Source organism: Acinetobacter sp. V110_1 (assembly GCF_031798975.1).
Taxonomy (GTDB): Bacteria; Pseudomonadota; Gammaproteobacteria; order Pseudomonadales; family Moraxellaceae; genus Acinetobacter; species Acinetobacter nosocomialis_A.
Genome location: NZ_JAVQNN010000030.1, coordinates 778,372 through 797,927, shown reverse-complemented (window position 1 = coordinate 797,927; position 19,556 = coordinate 778,372). Strand labels below are relative to the sequence as shown.

Here is a 19,556-nt window from a genome sequence, read left to right as displayed (position 1 = left end):
CTTGAAATAAATTGCTGGCTTGTTATAGCGGGCTAAGCGGAATAAGATTTGTGAATACAATTCATAAATAAATTTTGTTATGTCTTATTTTGATATTAATCGATCTGGTGAGTTGGCAATTTTTATTCGAGTGGTCGAGCTTGGAAGTTTCTCTGCCGTTGCACGAGCATGTGATATGACGCCGTCTGCGGTGAGTAAGTTAATTTCTCGGTTGGAAAAAAGACTTGGTGTCAGACTACTGAACCGTTCGACACGCCAGTTTCAGCTGACGAGTGAAGGATGCCAGTTTTATGAGCAAGGTCTTCAAATACTCAATAACTTAGATGAACTAGAACAATCCGTTACCGCAAATCATATACCACAAGGGCGAATCAGAATTCATACCAGTCTTTCATATTGGACGCATTTTTTATTGCCTTGTATTTCTCGGTTTAACGAGTGCTATCCACAAATTGAGTTAGAGGCTCATTTGAGTGACGAAGTGATTAATTTGGTTGAGCAAAGAATTGATGTTGCAATTCGGACAGGACCATTAAAAAGTTCCAATTTGGTGGCTCGCTCACTCGGAAGCACGCAGAAACATTACGTCTGTTCACCTGCATATATTGAAAAGTATGGTTGTCCCCAACATCCAGATGAACTGCATGAACATCAGCTTTTAGATGTAAGTTATCAGCGCCAGAACAAAACTTGGCTATTTAAAAAAGCAGATCAGGAAATTAACCTAGCACCCTCTAAGGTGTTAAAAGTAAACAACGGTGAAGCTATTTTACAATTGGCCCTTGCAGATGTAGGTATTGCTCAGCTTAATGAATTTCAAATTCAAAATGCATTACAGCAAAAACAACTCGTTAAAATTCTTGAAGACTGGAATATCAAAGCTTTTGAAGAATTTCATGCTGTTTGGATTGGTCATGATAAATATGTTCCTAAACGTGTACGTGTATTTTTAGATTTTCTGGTAGAACATGCCCTTATAAGGTAGATAGCTATTTTCTAGCACTAAATTGGCACTGTCGCATTGTTGTATTCATGGTGTCTACAAAGTTCATTTTGGCATCAATATTCTGTAAACTCACTTTTGGTAAGCTTTCAACAAATTGTGGTGAATAGTGTTGTTCTAAAGAGTTATAAATACAATTACATTGTGAAAGTTCATGTCCTGCCCAAACACAATGTGCATTAAATTCTTTTTTGCTCAATGGTCTGCATCCTATTAAATTTAAAACACTTATCGCAAGCAGGCTCACCAGAACAAAACGACGGAGAAAAAACATTATTGTTACTCTGCATAGGTTGTTGTTATCGTTAAGTGATGTTGATAGAAGTTCTAATCTTTATGATGTGGTTTTTGAATACATAAAACTTTTGATCCCAACTTATATAGATGGGTAGGCAAAAGGATTAAGTAAACAACTTTTGAACTCTATATAAGGTTTTTATTTTAGAGGGGTGAGTAGAGCGATCTCTAAAAAATGCCTGAATAAATAAAAGATGTCTAATGTAAGTAAGATCAATAAGAGAATGTAAAAAATATAGAATAATAGTCATGAGTGACTCCTTGATTAAAAGAAGTTACGCCCACTCATTGCTAATCATTATGGTGGTGAAACGAAAGGGGGTTAGCAGACTGATACCTAAGAAACCAGCACACCCGAAGGTGTCCCACTCTCGTTCCTCCATCAAAGGCACGAGGGGCTTCACACCAAAAAACATGTTTTTAGTGCACTTAGGTAGACGGTCTGCTAAAACCGACTGACAAAATTTGTCAGCGCGAGCATCATAAGCTGAGCATTAGAGTGGGTCAATTGCAAAAATAAAAGATTGATTTATATAACTTGATATAAATATTTACCTGTTTTTATTTAGAAAATAGAAAAATTAAAAAATATTATATGACTATAACTAATTTTTATTTTACTGATGATGTCGTTTTTTAATCATATATATCAAATATTTATTAATTGTTTATTTATATAGTATATCAACGCCGTTAATTAGATGTGTTGTTTGGCTAAACTATTTAATAATTCGATTTTTATAATTTGGGCTATGGAGTATATCCACTGCTTGCCAAAAAATAACCAGAATTTCAATTGCAAGAAATATAATTTTATTAATCATATTTTAGGGTTTTTACATAAGCTTGCATAATCTACAAAAGTTAAGAGAACCACTGCGGTAGGCCAACATAAGATAATGTTATTCATAAACCTACATTTTAATATTTATAAAGGTGATCTAAATGGTAAGAATCTTTTGTGCAGTGAGTATGGTGCTTGCAATTGCTATGGGTATGAGCGCTTGCCAAGACCGCAATTCAAGAAATGATGGAATGCATGAAGCAAGTGATCCAGCAGCACCTCATGATATGAATAGAAACTCACAATAATTAGTTTTTCTTAAAAAAGCCTGCTTATTAAGTGGGCTTTTTTTATAGGTATTTTATCTAGGAAAGAAAGCATATTAAAAATTAAATACAAGAAAATATAATATTAATCAATTAATTATGTGGGGTTGGTGGTCTGGGGTGCTAGTGTTTCTGAATTGTTGTAAAATGAATATATCTTTTCAAAAAGTTAATAAAACAAACACAATAGCTTACTTATATTCATCCAAAATTCATTTTAGTAATAATGAACTATAAAGGTAAGGATATGCCCCAATATTTAAAAATAGCTGAGAAAATATATCAAAATGTCAAAGAAAAGAAAGGGTTTACGGATGAGCCGATGGAAGATCTTAACAACTTGATGATCGAACTCAGACATGAAATAAAAGGGACACAGCTAAAGCTTTTATATAATTATATTGATTTCGCTGAGTTGCTAATTAAGCCTTTGCAAGAGTCAAAAATTAAATTGGATTTAAGTCTTATTCCTAAAAGTAAAAATACACAGGAGTTTGTACTCTGGCTTGCTGGTTTTATTGAGCGGATTACTACGGGTGGACAAGAGAAATTACCTCCAATTCGGGCCAAAATTACATTACCAGCTTATGCATATGAGGAAACTTATCCTTCACAGAAAAAGCCAGTAAATAATTGTGAAGAAATAATTGAATATTTTAAGAAAATCAAAATTGATTTTTAGCGAAAACCTGACTTGATTATCTAAGTCAGGTTTTTATTTTGATAAGCCATTAATTATAGATATTTAAGATGACATGTATGTTTGTACATTTTACAGAAGGAACTTGCATTAGCGATTCGGAAATTTATGGTGTAAAAGCAAAAGTGAGCAAAACAAAACAATAAAAAAGCCTATTTCCCAGGGCCAATAGGAAATAAGCTTATAGCTTTGGACCGTTTGAGGATGTTAAATATCATCCCATGCATCTTTAATGGCTTGTTTCGCATGTTCCCATTTTAAGCGAGACTCAGCTTTGAGTTCTTCCCATTTCTGCTGCAAACTACTTTCCATGTCTTCAAACTGAGTTCCTTCCTTAGATTCAGAACGAGCCCGATGACCAAGTTCATAAGCTGTAGAAAAGTCACGATCATAATCTAGATCTGGTGTTGTTAATTGCGCTTCTTGGTAATAAGGTCGGGTAAGATAGCTTTCACGCCAACGAGAGTCAGAATAGTTATGATCGCCAGCTACTAGTTGAGCATGATCTGTATTTTGATCTGTCATCAGAATTCCCTCATATTTTATTGAATTTTATGCTTATATTAAATTTAGGAAGGTGAGTTCACCTTCCTAAATGATTGACCGCATCAAAGAACAACTACAAACGATTAACGTTGTTGGTTGTTATTTGAATTTTGTTGGCCAGAATCTTTTTGGTTAGACCCTTGTTGTTGGCCGCGGTTATCATTTTGCTGTTGCTGCTGATTATTGCGTTGTTGATCGTTTTGCTGTTGGTTACCGTGTTGTTGTTGATTACGGTTGTCATTTTGCTGTTGTTGCTGTTGCTGATTATTGCGTTGATTTGCTTGATTATTAGTAGTGCTCATTTTTTAATACCTCATATCAATTATGACAATGTGTTTTATCTGAGAGCTTCAGACAGGGTTATTAAAACATGTAGCTTTAAAATGTGTAGGGTAGGGGTGTTACCCCATATTTAAATGTAAATTTAAAAACTATTAATTTTAAATAACTTGCTGATTTTTAGTGAATGTGATTTTTTGTCATAAACATTATTAATATGAATTGTTAAAAAATTACATTTCAGCACATAATATTTAAGAAAGATAATAAATATTTCCAAATGTATATTTGTTAACTTTTTATATAATTTAAGAGGCTTTTTCATCTAATATAATAAGTTTTATATTTTGAGTAATATAGTGCGTCAAATTTCTAAGTTTTAAAAAGGCTGGTCCTTTTAAAACACGTCTAAAATTATAAAAATTATTTTTATAATATATTGAATAAAAGAACGTTCCTACAGGTTTTTCCTCTGTTTCAGAACCCCCTTTTTTTAAGAGACCTGTGCAGGCAACATACAGGTCAGCATGCAAAAGTTCCTTTCCTTTATTAATCATTTCAACAGTCACTTGCATTGATTCGGCAGTATATTTTTCAATAAGTTGCTCTGAAATATGCAGGGTGTTTTCCTTTACTCGAAGATCATAACTTACCAGACTACCTATAAGGATATCTCCTGAATAAGGACTCAAAGAAAAACGATAAGCAAGATAGCCAGCAGAAGCGCTTTCAAAAAAAGCAATTTTGATTTTCTTATCTGCTAATAATTTACAACATGAATTAAACATTCTAATTCTCCCTTTAATTATTTTTTAAATATTATAGAACTATTTGAAATTTTGATTCGTTATTTTTTAACGTTTTACTTTTGATGGTTAAATTAATGTAAATTTAGATTAATTTTTGCAAATTTTATATAAAAACAGTGGCTTAAATAATTCTAAAAGTTTAAATGTAATTTTGCGTTAATTTGTATATCTTTGAATTTTTTTGATTTATGGGGTTTGTCTTAATTTTTAATAACGCAAAATAACAAACTTAAAACTTGATTATAGTTCGGGTGACGTATGGTAATTGATATCTCACAAACGGAGAATGAAAATGCCTGTTGTAGTGAAAAAAAGATTATTAGACTTATTACAAGATAATCAACAAAATTATTATGAATTATTCGTTTTTTTCCTTGATCCTGATGTTTCGAGTTTTGAGAAAGAGAAAAAGGCAAGAGATTTTCTGATTAAAGAGATTGAAAAATTAGAGATGAAGGAAATAGATTTTCCTTCAGATATCAATTCGATTAAAACATGGTGTGAGAACGATAATAAAAAAAATTGTCAGGAATTTCAGGCATATTTAAACCGTAGACAAGCTGGTCAAGATAGAGAGTATTTTCAGAGTGTTGCTCAGGCGTTTGAATTTCTCATAAAAGTATCGCCGACTAAAAAGGTCGATGGTGCATGGTTATATAGCTCAGTGCATTATTGGAATGATCCAGTCTTTCATGAGCTCATTATTACTTATTTGGAAGAACTTGGTTTAGGTGAACCGAAAGCGAACCATGTCTGTATTTATGATGACCTTTTACGTAGTCTCGGACTCGACAGTTTCGATTTGCTTTTAGAAGACGAATACTATCATCAAGCAGTCGTTCAGCTAGCACTAGGGTATGCACCGCCTGAGTTTATTCCAGAGATGGTCGGTTTTAATTTAGGATATGAACAGCTTCCACTGCATCTTTTAATTTCAAATTATGAGCTTGCTGAATTAGGCATTGATTCTAAATATTTTAATCTACATATCACCATTGATAACATTGACAATGGCCATGCCCATAAAGCTATTAAAGTTATTGAAGATATTTACAACAAATACAGAGACAAAGAGCTTTTCTTTATCAAGTTAAAACAAGGTTTTGCTTTGAATAACCGTGGTGAATCTTCCTCAAATATTATCAAGAATTTAAGTCTTGAAGACTTTGTTCATAAAATTTTGAAAAGAAAAGCACTTGTCGGGCAGTTAATCCATAACGAAACCAGACAGTTTGGCTGCAAAACCATTAACCAGTGGCTATCAAACCCTGATGATATTTCAGGTTTGATCACTCATTTAACTGAACAGAAATGGATTAAGTTTAATACCGACCCTGAACAGAGCGTGTTCTGGCGGATGATTAATGAAGAAAATGGAAAAATGTTTGGGGTGTTTAACCCTGTAGAGCGCCAAATTATTCATGACTGGATTGCTGGTAGTGATCATTCTTCTAACTTCTTGGCATACAGCAGAGAACTAAAAAATAGCCAGCGTATTCAGGACTATTTATTTAGCTATATCTCTGATGGTGAGCTTGATGCACTGCAAGAGCGCGTGCTGCAATCAAGCGATCTTGCAATAAAAATATGCAAACTTAACCCATTTCTAGCCCCCGATTCTCATCATAAAAGTATTGGTCTTTGGAGTACTCGTAAATACGTAGAACTTCTTTTTCCTTATTTAGGTACGTTTAAAAACTAGTTTGATAAACGTTTTCAACTTCAACCCCAAGTTTAACTTTCAAAACATAGGTAATGGACATGAACGACAAAACTAAATTAACTAATAAAACAAGTGAAATGGCTGGCGCCGATGCAGCAAATAAAGCCAATACTACCCAGAAAACTGAACAGTTAGACACCGTAAGAGATGATGCAACCAATGAGGCATTAACCACCAATCAGGGAGTTAAAATAGCGGATAACCAAAATAGCTTAAGAGCGGGTATTCGTGGCTCAACTTTATTGGAAGATTTCATTTTAAGAGAAAAAATCACCCACTTTGACCATGAGCGTATACCTGAGCGTATTGTGCATGCACGTGGTGTAGGGGCACATGGTTATTTTCAGGCATATGAAGGAAATGAACGTTTAACCAAAGCTGGTTTTTTAACAGACCCAACTATTCAGACGCCTATTTTTGTACGTTTTTCAACAGTGCAAGGACCACGTGGTTCAGCCGACACTGTCCGTGATATTCGTGGTTTTGCAATTAAGTTTTATACCCAAGAAGGTAACTTTGACTTAGTGGGAAATAACGCACCTGTCTTTTTTGTGCAAGACGGGATTAAGTTTCCGGACTTTGTGCATGCAGTAAAACCTGAACCCGATACAGAAATCCCGACGGGTGCAACTGCGCATGACACTTTCTGGGATTTTGTGTCTTTAGTTCCTGAGTCTGCACATGCAGTAATTTGGGCAATGTCAGATCGTGCGATTCCACGTAACTTACGTTCAATCCAAGGTTTTGGTGTTCATACGTTCCGTTTAATTAATGCTGAAGGTAAATCACATTTTGTGAAATTTCACTGGACACCAAAACAAGGTTTGAGTGCGCTGGTATGGGATGAAGCTCAAAAACTTGCAGGTAAAGACCCTGATTTCCACCGTCGTGATCTTTATGAAGCAATTGAGCAAGGTTTTTATCCAGAATGGGAACTCGGCGTGCAGATTGTTGAAGAAGAAGATGAAATGAACTTTGACTTCGATTTATTGGACCCAACCAAAATTATTCCTGAAGAATTAGTTCCTGTTACGCCAATTGGCCGATTTGTTTTAAATAGAAATGTCGATAACTTCTTTGCTGAAACAGAGCAGGTGGCTTTCTGTCCAGGTCATGTAGTACCTGGTATCGATTTTACAGATGACCCACTTTTACAAGCACGTTTATTTTCATACACAGATACCCAATTAAGCCGTTTAGGTGGACCAAACTTCCACCAAATTCCGATTAACAAACCAGTGTGTCCATTCCATAACAATCAACGTGATGGCATTCATCAACATACTATTCATAAAGGCCAAGCCTCATATCAACCAAACTCAATTGATGGAAATTGGCCAGTCGAAACTCCACCAGCAGCTTCAAATGGTGGTTTTGAAAGTTATCCTGAAAAAATCAGCGGACATAAACTTCGTCAAAGAAGTGAATCTTTTTCAGATCATTTTTCTCAGCCGCGTCTTTACTACAAGAGCCTTGCACCTCATGAGCAAAAACATGTGATCGATGCATATACCTTTGAACTCAGTAAAGTAAAAAGAAAATATATTCGTGAGCGTCAGGTCCAACAAATTTTGGCAAATATCGATCTCGATTTGGCACGTCAAGTCGGTGCGAACCTAGGTATTGAAGTGCCAGATTTAACCTTAGATTATAAGAAAATAGCAATTGAAAAATCCTCCAAGTTATCTCTTTTAGCTTTCCCACCTGAGGATATTCAAGGTAGAAAAGTTGCTGTAGTTATTCATAATCTTGTGAAGTCAGATACACTTGAAGCTATTAAAAATTGGGCGATTAAAGAAGGTGTGGTTGTTCATTTACTAGCGCCGAGCTTGGCTCCAGTAAAAGACCATAAAGACAGTATTATTGTAGCTGATGGTATGCAAATGGCTGAACCTTCAATTGCTTATGATGCTGTAATTGTTCCAGATGGCGATAATTTAAATGCAGTGATGCAAGATGGGGTAGCGCGCCATTATGTACTAGAAGCTTATAAGCATTTAAAACCAATTGCATTTTTAGGCAATAAATCTGATTTGCTTGAGCCACTCGGTTTGGTTGCAGATGAAGGAACTTTAATAGAAGATGAATTCCAGCATATTGCGGAAAAATTTAAAAATCTGATAAAAGCTCATCGTGTTTGGTCACGAGAACAAATAGCCGCACACGTACCGGCTTAAATAAAGAAGCCCTGAAAGTTAATTTTTTAACTAAATGAAATTGCGGCCTTAACTACGACAATAATGTGGTAATCAAAAACGCGATGCCTCTGGACGCTTTACGTCTTAAGCAGATAGTTTTTGAGAATAGAGGAGGCATTATGCCTCCTCTATTTTTATAATTTTTATAAACTTATGAGTGAGTAAGAGGGTGTAGGCCTTTTACAATATCTGTAAATTCTGAGCCATTTAACCAAAAAGATTTCTTTAAAAATAGTGTCGTCATAATACTTTCGGCTGCTTCACTTTCCGGATTTTCACAGAAAATTCCATAGCTTTCACCTAATACCGCATCATTTTCAATAAGACGGATAAAGTAAGCATGTTGCTCATTTGCATAACCTAAAACTGCATCACGTTGATTTTTCATTTCGCATGTCTCCATACCAAAAACTGAATCTAACTCATATTTAAGTGTCCAGAATTTCATTTGATAAAAATCAAAACAGTCAGTAATAAGGACTATTTCACAATAGGTTTTGATTTTCTTCAAATTGCCATTTTCGTTTTAGCATCCCTGTTAAAAGCAAAATGGATTAAAATCTGATCATGAGATTTATTGTTATGCAAAAAATATATTTCGTCAACTTGAAAGTGTAACTTTTTCAAGTTACATTGTTTGTGTAGGATTTGAACGGTGAGATGGAGGCGGTATGCCAAAGAAAAAAGAATTCGAGCATGGCGGTGCACGGGAAAATGCTGGTCGTAAAGCACAGTTTAATGAACCCACCAAAGTGATTCGTGTTCCTGAATCTCAAGTCAACTTTATCAAAAATTGGTTACTGAATAATGTCAAAACCGATAACCAGACAGATTTTAGTTCAAAACTAAAAATACAACAGGTTCATCCAAACAACGATAAAATTTATCAGATTCCTTTGGCAACAGAACGTGTTGCGGCAGGTTTTCCTTCACCTGCACAAGATGATATTGAGCAAGCACTCGATTTAAATGAATATTTAATTAGAAATGAAAATGCCACGTTTATTGTCAAAGCCAATTCTTTATCCATGCTAGACGCTGGAATTGATATTAATGATCCGCTTATTGTGGACCGTAGTATTCCTGCTAAATCGGGTGATATTGTGATTGCACTCATCGACAATGATTTCACTGTGAAGCGCTTAATGATTGATAGTCAATTTAAGCCGCCTAAAGTTTGGTTAAAAGCAGAAAATCCTGATTATCAGAATATTTATATTGAAGAGGGGCAAGAACTGGTTATTTGGGGAGTGGTGACTTATAACCTCAAACGAATGAGATAAATTTTCTTATATTTATTATTTAAGTTACTGACCCGAAAAGTGAGTCAGTAACTTTTGTTGAATGATTTTTAAATTTGTCCAATCAATAAGCACGTTGCAATAACGACCATCAAACCACCTGAAAAACGGCCAACTAATTGAGCTGCTTGAGGTCTGGTTTTCAAAATAGCTTCTGAACCATAACCCACCATTAGGTAAATAATTGCGCAGCTAATCATGTGAACAATACCAAAGGCAAGAATTTGTGTTGTCACTGACCATGAAGCAGTAGTGTCAATAAATTGAGGAAGCAGCGCTAAAAAGAGTAAGAAAACCTTCGGGTTTAATCCACTCACATAAACGCCTTTGGTTGCCCAGCTCAACCATGACTGAGCCTTTTCAGAACCAGACTCGTTCGGAGTTGGAGGGGTAAGTAATAAGTTTGTTCCCATCCATAACAAATAAGCAGAACCTGCAATGGTTAGGATCATGAGTGCAGTTGGATTATTTGCAACAAGCAGCCCAACACCAGCTGCTACCAATAAAATCGTAATAAAGTGCCCAAATAGCATACCTGCAACAGCGGGTACGACGACTTTGCCTTTAATCCCTGCCGAAATGGCATAGGCCCAGTCTGCCCCTGGCGTAATAATAAAAAGAATGGAGACACTCCAAAATGCAATAAAAATGTTAAAAGCCATATGCTTATCTCGGCAAACTATTTTCCAAAGGTTTCGCTCGTGGTTTAGAAAAAATCCCTATTTATTCGAGCTTGTTGAAAATAATATGCTCATGTATTTAGAATGTGCTTTTAAATGTTTGCTCATATCACACTCATTTGGGGTAAATTTTTCTAAATGGATCGCACAGATAAAAAGATTCTTGCTGAATTGCAATTAAATGGCCGATTATCTATCACCGAATTGGCAGAAAAAGTCGGTTTGAGCATTTCACCTTGTCACAGACGAGTGAAGGCTTTAGAAGAGTCGGGAGCTATTAAAGGCTATCGGGCAGAACTCGACCCGAATTTAGTCGGTTTTGAATTTTCAGCGATTGTTTTTATTACGCTTAAAGAAGGTGATAAACAGGCCGTCGAGAAGTTTGAAAATGCCGTGATAGACATCCCGCAAATTATTCAGGCTCAGCGTTTGTTTGGTGAGCCAGATTATTTACTCCATGTGGTCGCTAAAGATTTGCCAGCTTTTCAGCGTTTGTACGATGAAAAATTATCTGCTATTCCAAGTGTGCAACGACTCATCTCAACCATTGTGATGAAAGATGTAGTACCTGAACGTTTATTTCCGATTGGCTAAGAATCATTAGATATAAAAAAAGAAGCTTTAAAGCTTCTTTTTTAGTTTTAAGAATATTTAAGCATCGAGTGTTTTACACAAAGAACAGATCGTGCCGTTATGTTTATGAGAGAACATAATATCTGGACGCTCATAACCTTGCTCACATACGCGGCAGTGATAGACGGTAGCAACAGGAGTCCCTTCAGCATCGTAACGTGGTTCTTTAATACCGTCATCATGTGACTTGATGTAGTATTTTCCTTTGGTTAATAAACCCATGATTGGTGTTAATACAAAGGCAAGCACAAGTGCGATAAGCGGTGAGTAAGGCGCCAAGAAACTACCAAGTAAGCCGAAGAATGCTGCAATTGATAAGCCTGCTGATACAAGGAATGCAACCATACCGACAGGGTTTACGTTGTAGAGCATGTCACGGCGATATTCAGGTTCTTTCGGTGAAAGTTTTAAAACATATTTGTTGATTGAAATGTCTGTTGCAACCACTACCACCCAAGCAATTGCAAAGTTTGAATAGAACCCTAAGATTTTACCCAGTACCGCAAACATGTTGCCTTCCATTAAAGCAAGCGCAATTGCCAAGTTCACCATCACAAAGACAATACGACCCGGATAATGTTTGCTAATACGTGTATAGGCACTTGTCCATGCAAGGGAACCAGAGTAAGCATTGGTCACATTAATTTTAATTTGAGAAATAACCACCAAAATTACTGCAAGTGTTAAAGCTGCCCAGCCCGGAAGCATGTCATGAAACGCTGCATTAAACTGTTGAACAGGTTCAGTGCTGTTTACGCCCGGTATTTTAGTAAGTAAATAGAACCCTAAAAATGCCCCAATAATTTGTTTGATTGCCCCTAAAATTACCCAACCTGGACCCGCTGAAATAACGGCTGCCCACCATGCTTTGCTATTTTCTTTTGTTTTAGCAGGCATGAAGCGTAGATAGTCAATTTGCTCACCAATTTGCATGATTAGCGATAAACAAATACCAGCACCTAACATGATTGCTGCCATGTCTACGGTTGCAAAACCTTCTTTACCTGTAAAAGTAGCAAATTGGCTGACTAAGGTAGGTTCTTGATAAATCAGGTAGGCTACAGGACCAATCATCAGAATTAACCAAAGTGGGGTAGTCCAAACTTGTAATTTACTCAAGGCTTTCATACCGTAAATGACGAGTGGTATAACCATAACGGTTGAGATGAGGTAACCAGCCCAAAGCGGAATGCCTAAACCAAGCAATAACCCTTGCGCCATGATTGAGCCTTCAAGGGCAAAGAAAATAAATGTGAAACTGGCGAAAATGATACTGGTCAGGACTGAACCGATATAACCAAAACCTGCGCCGCGGGTAATCAAGTCAAGGTCGATGTTATAGCGCGCTGCGTAGTAGGCTAAAGGAATGCCAGTTAAGAAGATAATAATCGCTGCAAATAAAATGGAGAAAACAGCATTGGTTGTTCCGTAAGACATACCAATACTGGCACCAATAGAAAAGTCAGCAAGATAGGCAATACCACCAAGTGCAGTAATAGCGACAACTTTGGGACTCCAACGCCGAAAACTGTGTGGAGCATAACGTAAAGTATAATCTTCTAAGGTTTCATTCACTGCTTTTTGTGAATCTGTACCTTGTACAGTGTCCAGATTTGGATGTTCAGATACACTCATAACATCAATCTCCCAATCATTTTCGGTCAATCAACACAAATATTGATCATTGTTTTTTGATGGTTTTGAGTGTGTGATTTTTGGGAAAAATTGAAAATACGTTATTTTGCGTATATGTGCGTATTTAAGAAAATCGCCATGATAAATGACTTTTGGCATAAGGATTGCTGGGTTTAATACAGCCCTATCCAAAACATGAGTGTTATGCCAGATTCTTCACGCCCCCAACAAGCGCCACAACGTGTGATCAAAACACGCCGTGAATATAATATTTGGGTGGCAGATGAAAGTATCGAAGATTATGCGCTCCGCTATGCACCTACCTCAGTACGTAAATGGTCGCCTTGGACTGTTACCAACACCGCAATTTCAACCGTTAGCTTTTTGGCTATGGAAGCTATTGGGGCAACCATGCTTTGGCAGTATGGCTTTAGCAATGCAGTCTGGGCAGCAATTGTCGTATGTACCATCATATTTTTAACCAGTTGGCCGATCAGTTACTACGCTGCAAAATATAATGTAGACGTCGATTTGCTTACTCGTGGTGCAGGTTTTGGCTACATTGGCTCGACCATTACCTCTCTAATTTATGCCAGCTTTACCTTTATTTTGCTTGCATTTGAAGCCGCCATTATGGCAATGGCACTTGAGCTTGCTTTAGGTATCCCGCAAGTTATCGGTTACTTAATTTCTGCCTTAGTAATTTTGCCTTTAGTGGTCAAAGGCATTGGTTTTATTAACAAAGTTCAGGCAGTCACTCAGCCAATCTGGCTCTTATTGCTGTTATTACCGTGGTTTTTTGTACTTTGGAAACAGCCACAAATTTTAAGTAGTAGCCTGCATTTTGTTGGTGCGGTTTCAAACTCGACTGATTTTAATCTGTATTACTTTGGTGCGGCGTGCACTCTTATTTTTTCATTTGTGATCCAAATTGGTGAGCAAGCCGACTATTTACGTTTTTTACCCCAACAAGAAAAAAACAGAACCGCATGGCGTTTTGCCGTTTTTTTAGGTGGCCCATCCTGGATTATTTTTGGTTTTCTAAAAGTTCTAATGGGCATGCTGCTGATGGTGCTGGCTTTTCAGTTGTTTATTCCTGTCTCTGAACTAGACAATCCGACTTATCTGTATTGGGTTGCCTATCAACAGTTTATTCCAAACCCTCAGCTAGCGTTAATTCTCACATTAGCACTGGTTTGCTTAGCGCAAATTAAAATTAACATGACTAATGCCTACGCTGGCTCATTGGCATGGTCAAACTTTTTTGCGCGCTTAACTCATAGCCATCCTGGGCGAATTGTCTGGCTTCTTTTTAACGTGTTTATTGCTATTGTTTTGATGGAAATGGGCATTAGTCATGCAGTTGAGCGCATTTTGGGACTATATAGCAATATTGCTTTGGCATGGATTGGCGCCGTTGTTGCCGATTTAATTATCTGTAAGCCTTTAGGTCTAAGCCCGAAAGGAATTGAATTTCGCCGTGCTTACTTATATGACATTAACCCCGTAGGCGTGGGCGCTTTACTGATTGCTTCAGTGTTATCGATGCTGAGCTATTTGGGCTTTTTCGGATTGATGGCGAAAGGTTTGGCGAGTTTTATTGCTCTGGGGAGTGCTGTGTTATGCGTTCCTGTTATTGCTTACCTAACCAAAGGCAAATATTACATTGCACGCCAACCTGAAAAAATTCAGGCAACTTCGGTTGCTAACTGTGTGGTATGTGAACGGGACTATGAACTTGCAGATATGGCAGGCTGCCCAGCCTATAACGGTACGATTTGCTCTCTATGCTGTTCACTTGAAGCACGCTGTCATGATTTATGTAAAGCTGATGCACGCTGGTCAGTACAGCTTAAAAAAGCCATTTGGCACTATTTACCAGAACGTTGGGCGAGCCGTTTAAATAGCAGGGTCAGTTTGTATTTACTACTGACTCTGGGGTTGTCTATTGTTTTGGCAGTGAGTTTAAGTCTGGTTTATATCCAAGAAAAAACCTATTTAGAAACCATTGATGCAGCAGCCGTTCCGCAGTTATTCACGCTGTTTGTAAAAATTTACACCATCTTATTTTTATTGATGAGTGTTGCAGCATGGTGGTTAGTACTAAACGATGAAAGCCGACGTAATGCCGAAATCGAAACGCATCAGCAAACAGCATTATTGATTGATGAAATTGCTGCCCATGAAGTCACTTCAAAAGACCTACAAGATGCCAGAATAGCAGCAGAGCGAGCAAATGATGCAAAAAGCCGTTATGTCATTGGCATTAGCCATGAACTAAGAACACCTCTAAATAGTATTTTGGGATATAGCCAATTGCTTCAAAAACAAGAGCAGCTCTCAGAACAAGGCAAAATGGCGCTCGGGGTGATTAGTCGTAGTGGGCAGCATTTGACTTCACTCATTGATGGTTTACTAGATTTAGCAAGAATTGAAACGGGCAAAATTTCTTTAAATGTAGTGGATGTGCATTTTCCAAATTTTATAGAACAAATTATTCAAATGTTTCAGCCACAGTTTGAACAGAAGAATTTACAGTTTGTTTATGAAATTGGAGAGAACCTACCGCACTATGTTCGTACCGATAAAAAACGCTTGGAGCAAGTACTCATCAATTTACTGGGCAATGCTTTAAAATTTACGACGAGCGGCACAATTACTTTGAAAGTTGAGTATCGTTTTCAAACAGCTTATTTTGAAATTAGAGATACGGGCTGTGGTATTGCCGAGGCAGATTTAGAGCGAATCTTTAACCCGTTTGAACGGGGCAGTAATGTAGTACAGGGCGGATTTACTGGAACAGGGCTTGGGCTTCCAATTGTAAAATTATTGGTCGATTTACTCGGTGGACAGCTATCTGTGAGTAGTCAGCTCAATCAGGGTTCACAATTTAAGATTAAGTTTTATTTACCTTCAAAAGAAGTAGTTCATCCAATTTCTAATGTTTACTCCAACCAGATCACAGGCTATCAAGGCGAACGAAAACGAATTTTGGTTGTCGATAATGAAGCGGTGGACCGAGGCTTAGTTGCTAATTTTCTCAAACCTTTGGGATTTATGATTGAAGAAGCAGAGTCGGGCATTGACTGTTTAAGACGTGTACCTATTTTTCAGCCTAATCTGATTTTGATGGATTTAAATATGCCTTTGATGGGTGGATGGGAAACAGCGCGATTATTACGTCAGAATAATATTACCAATGTGCCGATCTTAATTATTTCAGCCAATGCAGGCGAGCGTGAAGTCAATCCACAAGATGCAGTCTTAAGTGAAGACTTTATGCTAAAACCAATCGATCTTAATTTGTTGCTGAGTAAAATTGGAGACAAGTTAGGTTTAGTTTGGATTGATTCCAAATCAGATGCAAACCTTGAAAATAATGAAGTTCAAGCATTGGATGTAAAAGTGTTTAAGCAAGAGCAAAGCGCTGTTCATACGCCAATCCAACGATCGGAAAATAATGATCTGCTTGATTTAACACAAAGCTTGCAGCAATTAAATGATTTAATTGGACAAGGCTACATTCGTGGAATTCAACAGACTTTAACGCAATGTCGTCAAAATTTTCCAGAGCATAACGAGTTATGGGAACAGCTTGAACAAGCGATTCAAAAGTTTGATTTAAAACACGCGCAACGATTAATTCAGGATAAACAATGAGTACGCAACATGTTTCTTTTCAGCAAGCTTCGCCAAACGAGCAGGCTGTTATTCTGATTGTGGATGATGTGCCGGAAAATTTAGGCTTGCTACATGAAAGTCTAGATCAGGCAGGTTACCGCGTGCTTGTCACAACCGATGGGTTAAGTGCAATTGAAATTGCACACCGATGCTTACCAGATATGATTTTGCTTGATGGCAATATGCCACATATGGATGGTTTTGAAAGTTGCATTCAGCTTAAAGCGAGTCCAATTACGCAGTTTATTCCCGTTATTTTTATGACAGGTTTATCTGAGACAGAGCATATTGTGCGTGGTTTTCAGGTCGGTGGGGTGGACTATGTAACCAAACCACTAAATATTGAAGAAGTATTAGCAAGGGTAAAAACACATTTAGCACATGCCAAACTACTGCAACAACAGAAACAGGTGATTGATGCAACGGAAACAGCCATTCTCGCACTAGATGTTCACGGTAAAATTGTTTGGAAAACTCAAAAAGCCAGTGATTTACTGAATCAATATTTACCTGAATTAGACGGTTTTGAAGCAGGCTTAAAAGCCTGGTTTTCAGACTTAGAAAATGAAAAAGACTCCAAAAAATTAACCAGCTGTTCTTATTCAACACCATCTCAGCAATTACAGCTTTTATTGCTTACGCCGTGGCAATCTGAAACAAGCGTAGCAAAAAATTATCTTATCCAGATCAAGACATCTACGCCAGCTTTGGAAATGGCTGATATTTTAAAATATTGCCCGCAGTTGACTCAACGTGAGGCAGAAGTCATGCACTGGTTGTTATTGGGGAAAACCAATAAGGATATTGCAGAAATTTTGGAGCTGAGCCCACGAACGGTGAACAAGCATTTAGAGCATGTTTTTGAAAAACTTTGTGTTGAAAACCGAACTGCTGCTGTTGCACACATTAATAGCTTGGTACAAGAGTTTCATTAAGTAAATTGAAGATTGTATTTAAAAAGCATACAGACTCGCTGCTAAAAACAGGCTATTTTTTTACACTTAGATTTGTTCTTATAGATAAAGATATATAAAGTCATTTTTAAATAAATTTGGCCATAATACGAGGAATTCATTGTGAATATTCAACAAAAAGATGATACAAAACACGGCAGCTTTAGCTTACTTGATGGTGAAACCGTTGCAGGCGAAATGACTTATACATGGGCAGGCGAAAGCATGCTAATTATTGATGCCACAGATGTGAATGAAAATTATCGCGGACAAGGTGTAGGTCGCCAACTACTTGATGCTTTGGTGGCTTTTGTTCGTGAAAAAGACGTAAAAGTAATTCCGCTTTGCCCATATGCTAAATCGGTTTTTGATAAAGATCCAAGCATTGGCGATGTACTTAGAAAGTAAGCAATAGATTGAAAATCATTTAATAGGAATCGGGCCTTGGTGTCCGATTTTTTATTGGCTTTATTATTCATCTTTGTTTATGTGAATAGGTTTTAAGCAGTTGTATTCAACTGATTTCAAGGTTTTCGATTGCCAGATCGAATTTATCAAACTTATAGAAAAGCTTATCTAATAAAAATAGTTTTAGACCAATTGGGAAAAAAATAAACTCGTTGCACAAATATTTAATAGCTGATGAAAGCTAAATATTTATAACGTTTTAATATTATTTTTGGAATTTTCCTTGAACTGGCAGTATATCCATAGTGTGTTGCCGCAATTTTTCTCTGCAACTTTGACCACGCTGAAAATTTCAATTATCAGCATTATTTTGGCAATTATTGTAGGGCTAATTTGCAGTATTTTAATCACATATCGCGTGCGGGTGCTAAATAGAATTGCCCAGTTCTATATTGAGTTATCTCGAAATACCCCTTTATTAATTCAACTGTTCTTTTTGTATTACGGTTTGCCAAAGCTGGGTATCAAAATTGATGGTTTTGCCTGTGGTGTGATCGGACTAACCTTTTTAGGCGGAAGCTATATGGCCGAAGCTTTCCGAGCAGGTTTACAGTCTGTGGCAAAAGGGCAAATTGACTCAGCAAAAAGTATTGGTTTGCAACCCATTCAGATTTTTAGACATGTCATTTTTCCTCAAGCACTGGCTATTTCAATTCCGGCAATAGGGGCAAATTGCCTATTTCTAATTAAAGAAAGTTCTGTGGTGAGTGCCATTGCTGTCGTTGAACTGCTTTTTGTGACCAAAGACTTAATTGGCATGGACTATAAAACTACGGAAGCTCTGTTTTTACTCATCATGGCTTATCTGATTATTTTATTGCCCGTGTCTATTTTAACCAGTTATCTGGAGCACAGAAGTCGGAAGGTGAGCCATGGAACTTGATTATCTATTTCAAGCGAGTCACCTCGAACGTTTAATGTGGGGACTTTGGGCAACTGCAAAAATTGCTTTTATTTCGGTGTTTTTCTCTGCAATTTTCGGCACAGTTTTCGGCGTCATTATGACTTCTAAAAACATAGTCGTTAAAGCATTGTGCCGTCTGTATTTAGAAGCCATTCGAATCATTCCAATTTTAGTTTTGCTGTTTGTGTTTTATTTCGGCTTTGCGACATGGTTTAACTGGCAGTTTTCCGCAATGTGGGTATGCGTTGTTGTATTTGTTTTGTGGGGTACGGCTGAAATGGGCGATTTGGTTCGTGCAGCCATTACTTCAATTGACCAGCATCAACGCGATTCGGCTTATGCGCTTGGACTTACCCATGTTCAAGCTTTGGTCTATGTCATTTTTCCGCAAAGTCTAAAACGAGTAACACCAGGCGCGATTAATTTATTTACGAGAATGGTGAAAACCAGCTCTTTGGCAGTCCTGATTGGTGTGGTTGAGGTCATTAAAGTTGGCCAGCAAATTATTGAAAATTCGCTGTTGACTGTGCCAAGCGCTTCTCTTTGGATTTATGGCTTTATTTTTATTTTGTATTTTCTGATTTGCTACCCCTTATCGCGTTTGGCGGCACATTTAGAAAAGGTCTGGGAGTAATT

The 19,556-nt window shown here is 37.2% G+C and carries 20 protein-coding genes; 12 read left to right on the top strand and 8 right to left on the bottom strand.

What is annotated here, in order from left to right:
* The first annotated feature begins 79 nt into the window (after positions 1 to 79).
* The gene (locus tag RMA95_RS14755) at positions 80 to 985 is read left to right on the top strand and encodes a LysR family transcriptional regulator (RefSeq protein ID WP_311071566.1); all 906 of its coding nucleotides are present in this window, start codon (positions 80 to 82) and stop codon (positions 983 to 985) included.
* Positions 986 to 989: 4 nt separating this feature from the next.
* On the opposite strand, the gene RMA95_RS14750 is transcribed toward RMA95_RS14755, so the two are convergent.
* The gene (locus RMA95_RS14750) at positions 990 to 1,277 is read right to left on the bottom strand and encodes a hypothetical protein (protein WP_200002040.1); all 288 of its coding nucleotides are present in this window, start codon (positions 1,275 to 1,277) and stop codon (positions 990 to 992) included.
* 968 nt (positions 1,278 to 2,245) lie between these two features.
* Between RMA95_RS14750 and RMA95_RS14745 the strand changes: the two genes are divergently transcribed.
* Together RMA95_RS14745 and RMA95_RS14740 are read left to right on the top strand one after the other, a co-directional pair.
* Positions 2,246 to 2,392, top strand: a complete 147-nt coding sequence (locus tag RMA95_RS14745; RefSeq protein WP_263613471.1) for a hypothetical protein — start codon at positions 2,246 to 2,248, stop codon at positions 2,390 to 2,392.
* Positions 2,393 to 2,657: 265 nt separating this feature from the next.
* Complete coding sequence (locus RMA95_RS14740) at positions 2,658 to 3,092, top strand: hypothetical protein (RefSeq protein ID WP_311071562.1); 435 nt, start codon at positions 2,658 to 2,660, stop codon at positions 3,090 to 3,092.
* Between the two features lie 225 nt (positions 3,093 to 3,317).
* On the opposite strand, the gene surA1 is transcribed toward RMA95_RS14740, so the two are convergent.
* The 3 genes from surA1 to RMA95_RS14725 all read right to left on the bottom strand — a co-directional run bounded on the left by surA1 (position 3,318) and on the right by RMA95_RS14725 (position 4,723).
* Positions 3,318 to 3,635 (bottom strand): surface antigen protein 1, encoded by a 318-nt coding sequence (gene surA1, locus RMA95_RS14735; RefSeq protein ID WP_086497038.1) that lies wholly within the window; start codon positions 3,633 to 3,635, stop codon positions 3,318 to 3,320.
* Between the two features lie 104 nt (positions 3,636 to 3,739).
* Positions 3,740 to 3,958, bottom strand: coding sequence for a hypothetical protein (locus RMA95_RS14730; protein WP_049064913.1), 219 nt, complete (start codon positions 3,956 to 3,958; stop codon positions 3,740 to 3,742).
* Between the two features lie 285 nt (positions 3,959 to 4,243).
* Positions 4,244 to 4,723 (bottom strand): CinA family protein, encoded by a 480-nt coding sequence (locus tag RMA95_RS14725; RefSeq protein WP_311071558.1) that lies wholly within the window; start codon positions 4,721 to 4,723, stop codon positions 4,244 to 4,246.
* Between the two features lie 313 nt (positions 4,724 to 5,036).
* Between RMA95_RS14725 and RMA95_RS14720 the strand changes: the two genes are divergently transcribed.
* On the top strand, positions 5,037 to 6,446 hold the full coding sequence (locus tag RMA95_RS14720; protein WP_311071556.1) for an iron-containing redox enzyme family protein: 1,410 nt from the start codon (positions 5,037 to 5,039) through the stop codon (positions 6,444 to 6,446).
* 53 nt (positions 6,447 to 6,499) lie between these two features.
* Entirely contained in the window at positions 6,500 to 8,644 is a 2,145-nt protein-coding gene (katE, locus tag RMA95_RS14715) for a catalase HPII (RefSeq protein WP_311071555.1), read from the top strand.
* 172 nt (positions 8,645 to 8,816) lie between these two features.
* Here katE and RMA95_RS14710 read toward each other — a convergent pair whose 3' ends face one another.
* Complete coding sequence (locus tag RMA95_RS14710; RefSeq protein WP_004702323.1) at positions 8,817 to 9,053, bottom strand: hypothetical protein; 237 nt, start codon at positions 9,051 to 9,053, stop codon at positions 8,817 to 8,819.
* 283 nt (positions 9,054 to 9,336) lie between these two features.
* Between RMA95_RS14710 and RMA95_RS14705 the strand changes: the two genes are divergently transcribed.
* Complete coding sequence (locus RMA95_RS14705; RefSeq protein ID WP_019458855.1) at positions 9,337 to 9,948, top strand: LexA family transcriptional regulator; 612 nt, start codon at positions 9,337 to 9,339, stop codon at positions 9,946 to 9,948.
* Between the two features lie 68 nt (positions 9,949 to 10,016).
* Here RMA95_RS14705 and RMA95_RS14700 read toward each other — a convergent pair whose 3' ends face one another.
* On the bottom strand, positions 10,017 to 10,628 hold the full coding sequence (locus tag RMA95_RS14700) for a LysE family translocator (RefSeq protein WP_311071551.1): 612 nt from the start codon (positions 10,626 to 10,628) through the stop codon (positions 10,017 to 10,019).
* A gap of 156 nt (positions 10,629 to 10,784) precedes the next feature.
* On the opposite strand from RMA95_RS14700, the gene RMA95_RS14695 reads away from it, so the two are divergent.
* Positions 10,785 to 11,240, top strand: a complete 456-nt coding sequence (locus RMA95_RS14695) for an Lrp/AsnC family transcriptional regulator (protein WP_000376211.1) — start codon at positions 10,785 to 10,787, stop codon at positions 11,238 to 11,240.
* Between the two features lie 57 nt (positions 11,241 to 11,297).
* Here RMA95_RS14695 and RMA95_RS14690 read toward each other — a convergent pair whose 3' ends face one another.
* Positions 11,298 to 12,914: a cytosine permease gene (locus RMA95_RS14690; protein WP_013198207.1), complete on the bottom strand. Its 1,617-nt coding sequence runs from the start codon at positions 12,912 to 12,914 to the stop codon at positions 11,298 to 11,300.
* Positions 12,915 to 13,109: 195 nt separating this feature from the next.
* Between RMA95_RS14690 and RMA95_RS14685 the strand changes: the two genes are divergently transcribed.
* The 3 genes from RMA95_RS14685 (at position 13,110) to RMA95_RS14675 (ending at position 17,956) form a co-directional block, all read left to right on the top strand.
* A complete protein-coding gene (locus RMA95_RS14685) occupies positions 13,110 to 16,574 on the top strand; it encodes an ATP-binding protein (protein ID WP_311071549.1) in 3,465 nt (1,154 codons plus the stop codon).
* The gene (locus RMA95_RS14680; RefSeq protein WP_311071547.1) at positions 16,571 to 17,530 is read left to right on the top strand and encodes a response regulator transcription factor; all 960 of its coding nucleotides are present in this window, start codon (positions 16,571 to 16,573) and stop codon (positions 17,528 to 17,530) included. Before RMA95_RS14685 ends, RMA95_RS14680 begins: the two co-directional genes overlap by 4 nt.
* 141 nt (positions 17,531 to 17,671) lie before the next feature.
* The gene (locus tag RMA95_RS14675) at positions 17,672 to 17,956 is read left to right on the top strand and encodes a GNAT family N-acetyltransferase (RefSeq protein ID WP_001025680.1); all 285 of its coding nucleotides are present in this window, start codon (positions 17,672 to 17,674) and stop codon (positions 17,954 to 17,956) included.
* Between the two features lie 106 nt (positions 17,957 to 18,062).
* Here the strand turns inward: RMA95_RS14675 and RMA95_RS14670 are convergent, their stop codons facing one another.
* Positions 18,063 to 18,176: a hypothetical protein gene (locus RMA95_RS14670; protein WP_311071544.1), complete on the bottom strand. Its 114-nt coding sequence runs from the start codon at positions 18,174 to 18,176 to the stop codon at positions 18,063 to 18,065.
* 63 nt (positions 18,177 to 18,239) lie between these two features.
* Between RMA95_RS14670 and RMA95_RS14665 the strand changes: the two genes are divergently transcribed.
* Both RMA95_RS14665 and RMA95_RS14660 read left to right on the top strand, forming a co-directional pair.
* Positions 18,240 to 18,899 carry an amino acid ABC transporter permease gene (locus tag RMA95_RS14665; protein ID WP_311071542.1) on the top strand — a complete coding sequence of 220 codons (660 nt, stop codon included), beginning with the start codon at positions 18,240 to 18,242 and terminating at the stop codon, positions 18,897 to 18,899.
* Positions 18,889 to 19,554: an amino acid ABC transporter permease gene (locus RMA95_RS14660; RefSeq protein WP_000418067.1), complete on the top strand. Its 666-nt coding sequence runs from the start codon at positions 18,889 to 18,891 to the stop codon at positions 19,552 to 19,554. Before RMA95_RS14665 ends, RMA95_RS14660 begins: the two co-directional genes overlap by 11 nt.
* Positions 19,555 to 19,556 lie beyond the last annotated feature (2 nt).